3 protein-coding genes are annotated in these 5,145 nt (G+C 68.3%); 2 read left to right on the forward strand and 1 reads right to left on the reverse strand.

The window, feature by feature from the left end; genetic code table 11:
- Both R6V09_RS45400 and R6V09_RS45405 read left to right on the forward strand, forming a co-directional pair.
- Positions 1-1,237 (forward strand): ATP-binding SpoIIE family protein phosphatase (locus R6V09_RS45400; RefSeq protein WP_317887331.1); only part of this gene is annotated, 1,237 nt, incomplete at its 5' end.
- A 97-nt stretch (positions 1,238-1,334) separates the two neighbouring features.
- On the forward strand, positions 1,335-2,792 hold the full coding sequence (locus R6V09_RS45405; protein ID WP_317887332.1) for a catalase: 1,458 nt from the start codon (positions 1,335-1,337) through the stop codon (positions 2,790-2,792).
- Between the two features lie 59 nt (positions 2,793-2,851).
- Here R6V09_RS45405 and R6V09_RS45410 read toward each other — a convergent pair.
- A partial coding sequence (locus R6V09_RS45410; RefSeq protein WP_442810264.1) for a transglycosylase domain-containing protein occupies positions 2,852-5,145 on the reverse strand: 2,294 nt, incomplete at its 5' end.

Genomic DNA, 5,145 nt, shown 5'->3' on the forward strand with positions numbered 1-5,145 from the left:
CCGGGTGATCGGCGCCGCGCTCTTCCTGCGCCGCCCGGAGCGCATGGCGTTCGAGGCGGACGACCTCCTGGTGGCCGCCCAACTCGCCACGCACAGCGCGCTGGGCATCGACAAGGCGGTGCTCTACGGCCGTGAGGCGTACATCGCCGACGAGCTGCAGCGCACCATGCTCCCGGAGACCCTCCCGCGCCCCACCGGCGTGCGGCTGGCGTCCCGGTATCTGCCCGCCGCGGAGACGGCACGCGTCGGCGGTGACTGGTACGACGCGATCCCGCTGCCCGGCAGCCGGGTCGCCCTGGTCGTCGGCGACGTCATGGGCCACTCCATGACCTCGGCCGCGATCATGGGCCAACTCCGCACCACCGCACAGACGTTGGCCGGTCTCGACCTGCCCCCGCAGGAGGTCCTGCACCACCTCGACGAACAGGCCCAGCGGCTGGGCACCGACCGCATGGCGACCTGCCTCTACGCGGTCTACGACCCGGTCTCGCACCGCATCACCATCGCCAACGCGGGCCATCCGCCACCGGTGCTGCTGCACCTGGGCGGCCGTGCCGAGGTCCTGCGGGTGCCGCCCGGTGCCCCGATCGGCGTCGGCGGGGTCGACTTCGAGGCCGTGGAGCTGGACGCGCCCGCCGGGGCGACGCTGCTGCTGTACACGGACGGGCTGGTCGAGTCGCGCCTCAGGGACGTCTGGACCGGGATAGAGCAGCTGCGCGAGAAGCTCGCCGCGGTCGCGCAGCTCACCGGACCCGATCATCCGCCGCCCCTGGAAGCCCTGTGCGACGAGGTGCTCGACATGCTCGGCCCGGGCGACCGGGACGACGACATCGCGCTGCTCGCCGCCCGCTTCGACGGGATCGCGCCGAGCGATGTCGCGTACTGGTTCCTCGACCCGGAGGACTCGGCGCCCGGCCAGGCCCGCCGGCTGGCCCGGCGGGCGCTGGCCCGCTGGGGCATGGAGGACATGAGCGACTCCGTGGAGCTGCTGGTCAGCGAGGTGGTGACCAATGCCGTGCGGTACGCGTCGCGCCCGGTGACGCTACGGCTGCTGCGGACCGACGTGCTGCGCTGCGAGGTCGGCGACGACGTGCCCCAACTGCCACGGCTGCGGCAGGCGCGGGCCACCGACGAGGGCGGGCGCGGGCTGTACCTGGTCAACAGACTGGCCCGTCGGTGGGGAGCCACCCGGCTCAGCACCGGGAAGGTGGTCTGGTTCGAACTGAACCGGAATTAGACCCCGTCCAAAAGTTGCCGAGGTACCGGCGTCGGAGTTGACTGCTGGGGTACGCGAAGCGAAAGCGACCTACTTTCTTCCGAACAGGAGGACGCTCGTGACGCAGGCACCCCAGCAGACTCCGTACACCACGAACAACGTGGGCATTCCGGTGGCGAGCGACGAACACTCGCTCACCGTCGGACCCGACGGCCCGATCCTGCTCCAGGACCACTACCTCATCGAGAAAATGGCCCAGTTCAACCGGGAACGGGTCCCCGAGCGGGTGGTGCACGCCAAGGGCAGCGGCGCGTACGGCTTCTTCGAAGTGACCAACGACGTAAGCCAGTTCACCCGGGCCGACCTCTTCCAGCCGGGCAAGCGCACCGAGATGCTGGCACGGTTCTCCACCGTGGCCGGTGAGCAGGGCTCGCCCGACACCTGGCGCGACCCCCGCGGCTTCGCCCTCAAGTTCTATACGGAACACGGCAATTACGACATGGTGGGCAACAACACCCCGGTCTTCTTCGTCCGGGACACCATCAAGTTCCAGGACTTCATCCGCTCGCAGAAGCGCCACCCGGCGACCGGGCTGCGCAGCAACGACATGCAGTGGGACTTCTGGACCCTCTCCCCCGAGTCGGCACACCAGGTGACCTGGCTGATGGGCGACCGGGGCATCCCGAAGACGTACCGCCACATGAACGGCTACAGCTCCCACACCTACATGTGGATCAACGGCGCCGGTGAGCGGTTCTGGGTGAAGTACCACTTCAAGACCGACCAGGGCGTCGAGTACCTCACGCAGGCAGAGGCCGACGAGCTGGCCGGACAGGACGGCGACAAGCACCGCCGGGACCTGCACGAGTCGATCGAGGCCGGGAACGCGCCGAGCTGGAGCCTCAAGGTCCAGATCATGCCGTTCGAGGACGCGGCGGACTACCGCTTCAACCCCTTCGACCTGACGAAGGTCTGGCCGCACGGGGACTACCCGCTGATCGACGTCGGCCGCATGACCCTGAACCGGAACCCGGACGACTACTTCGTCCACATCGAGCAGGCCGCCTTCGAGCCCTCGAACCTGGTCCCGGGCATCGGCCCCTCGCCGGACAAGATGCTGCTCGGCCGGCTGTTCTCGTACCCGGACACCCACCGGTACCGGATCGGCCCCAACTACGCCCAGCTGCCGCCGAATCGACCGCACTCACAGGTCAACTCGTACGCCAAGGACGGCTCGATGCGGTACGAGGCGTCCAACACGGCGCGGCCGTACGCCCCGAACTCCTACGGCGGACCGGCTGCGGACTACGGACAGTTCGGTGACCCGGCGAGCTGGCAGACGGCCGGTGAACTCGTGCGCGAGGCAACGAAGTTGCACCGCGAGGACGACGACTTCGGCCAGGCCGGCACGATGGTCCGCGAGGTCCTCGACGACGCGGCCCGCGACCGGCTGGTGTCGAACATCACCGGCCATCTGAAGGCCGACGTGTCCCGCTCGGTCCTCGACCGGGCCCTGCTGTACTGGCGACACGTGGACAAGGAACTCGGCGACCGGATCGCCGCGAACTTCGAGTAGCGGTACGCGAAAGGGCGCCCGGCGGTGTGCCGGGCGCCCTTTTCGTCCGTCCGAACCGGCTACGGGTCGAGCTGGCCGAACGGGTTGTCCGTGTCGTCGGCGCTCGGTGTCGTCGGCGAACTGGTCGTCGGCGTCGGGGTGGGTGTCGGGGTCGGCGTAGGGGTCGGCGTCGGCGTGGGCGACTCCGTCGTCGGGGTCGGCGACGGACTCTTCGTCGTCGGCGTCTCGGACGGCGTCGCCGACAGGGTCGGGGTCGCGGTCGGCGTGTAGTCCGGCTCGACGGCCGCGCCCTGGTCGGTGTCCAGGTCGAACTTGCTGTTCGCCTTGGTCACTCCGAACATGTACGTCGCCCAGATCTGCGCCGGGTAGCCACCACCGTTGATACGGCCGCCGCCCGCGGTGATCAGGCCGGTCGCACCCGTCAGCGAGACGTGGGCGCCGCCGCCCTTCTTCTCACCGAACAGGCCCACCGAGGTGACCAGGTCGGGCGTGTACCCCGTGAACCAGGCCGACAGGTTGTAGTCGGAGGTACCCGTCTTGCCCGCGACCTGCTGCCCGTCGCGCTTGCTGTTCTCGGCCACCGACACCTTCGCCGTACCGTCGTCGACCACACCGGTCAGCACCGAGGACACCGTGTCGGCGGCCTCACGCGGGATGACCTGGGCGCCGATCGGATTCGGCATGGTGACCGTGCGCGTGTTGTGCGCCACCGACTTGATGATCGTCGGGGTGACCTTCCGGCCGTGGTTGTCGAAGGTGGCGTAGACACCGGCCATCTCCATCGGGCTCGCGCCCATGGTGCCCAGGGTCTGCGCCGGTACGGCCTTCAGGTCGCCGGTGTCCATGCCCAGCTCGCCGGCGGTCTTCATCACCTTGTCCATGCCGACGTCGACACCGAGCTGCGCGAAGACCGAGTTGATCGACTTGTTCATCGCCGTCTGGACGGTGACCTTGCCGTAGTTCTGGTCGTCCTCGTTCTCCGGCGCGAAGGCGACGTCGCTGCCCACGACCGGGCGCTTGCTGGTGCCGTCGTAGAGCGTTTTGGTCGTGATCGTCTTGCCGGACTGCGTCTTGGCCTCGTCGGCCAGGGCCGCGGCCAGGATCACCGGCTTGAAGGTGGAAGCGGGCTGGTAGTCGGTGCGGGTGGCGTTGTTGCGGTAGTGCTCGGTGTAGCCCACGCCGCCGTACATCGCCACGACCGCGCCCGTCTTGGGGTCCACGGACACCGCGCCGGGCTGGACGTTCCCGTCGACCTTGCGCTTCTTCGCGTTGAGCTTGCTGGTCAGCTGGGACTTGACGGCCTTCTCCAGCTGGGCCTGCTTCTTCTTGTCGATGTTGAGCGTGATCGTCCAGCCGCCCGCGCTGACCAGCGCCTCGGCCTCCTTGGCGTTGGCGGCCTGGCCACTGGAGATCAGCTGCTTCTCCAGCGCCGCGTCGGCCTCGGTCACCACGTAGCCGTTCTGCCCCTCCATGTCGGCCTCGGCCTTGGGCGGCTTGGGGGTGGGGAACGTCATGCCCTGGCGCTCGGTGGAGCTGAGCCAGTTCTGCTCGACCATGTTGTCCAGCACGTAGTTCCAGCGCGCCTTCACCAGCTGCTTGCCGGTGTCGCTCGCTATCGCCCAGTCGTACTGGTTCGGCGCCTGCAGCAGCGCGGCGAGATAGGCGCCCTGCTGGACCGAGAGCTTCTTCGCGTCGACCTGGTAGTAGGCCTGGGCGGCGGCCTGGATGCCGTAGGCGCCGCGGCCGTAGTAACTGGTGTTGATGTAGCCGGCGAGGATGTACTCCTTGGACTTCTCGCGGTCCAGCTTCAGCGAGATGACCATTTCCTTCAGCTTGCGCGTGACGGTCTGGTCCTGCGTCAGGTAGAAGTTCTTGACGTACTGCTGGGTGATCGTCGAACCACCCTGCGCGCCCTTGCCGGACAGCGTGTTGAGCAGGCCGCGCGCGGTGCCCTTGAGGTCGACGCCGGAGTCCTTGTAGAAGGTCTTGTTCTCGGCGGCGACGAACGTCTCCTGAACCTGCTTGGGCACCTGCGAGAGGTCCACGTTCTCGCGGTTGACCTTGCCCTTGCGGAGCATGATCGAGCCGTCGCTGTACTTGTAGACGTTGCTCTGGAGCTTCGCGTCGGCGTTGCCCGCGGGGATGCTGATCATCATGTAGAGCACGATGAACGCGCCGATCCCGAGCAGGCAGAAGCCGAGGAACGTGCCGAGGATCTTCTTCCAGGTGAAGAGCCTGCGTATGAAGCTCTTACCGGTCTTGCCGCCCTTGGCGTCCTTACCGCCCGTACCGGCCGTGCTGCCCGTGCCGGCCGAGGTACTGGTGCCGGCCGGGGCGCTGCCGGCGGCCCCCG

It is taken from the genome of Streptomyces sp. W16 (assembly GCF_033194735.1).
GTDB lineage: Bacteria > Actinomycetota > Actinomycetes > Streptomycetales > Streptomycetaceae > Streptomyces.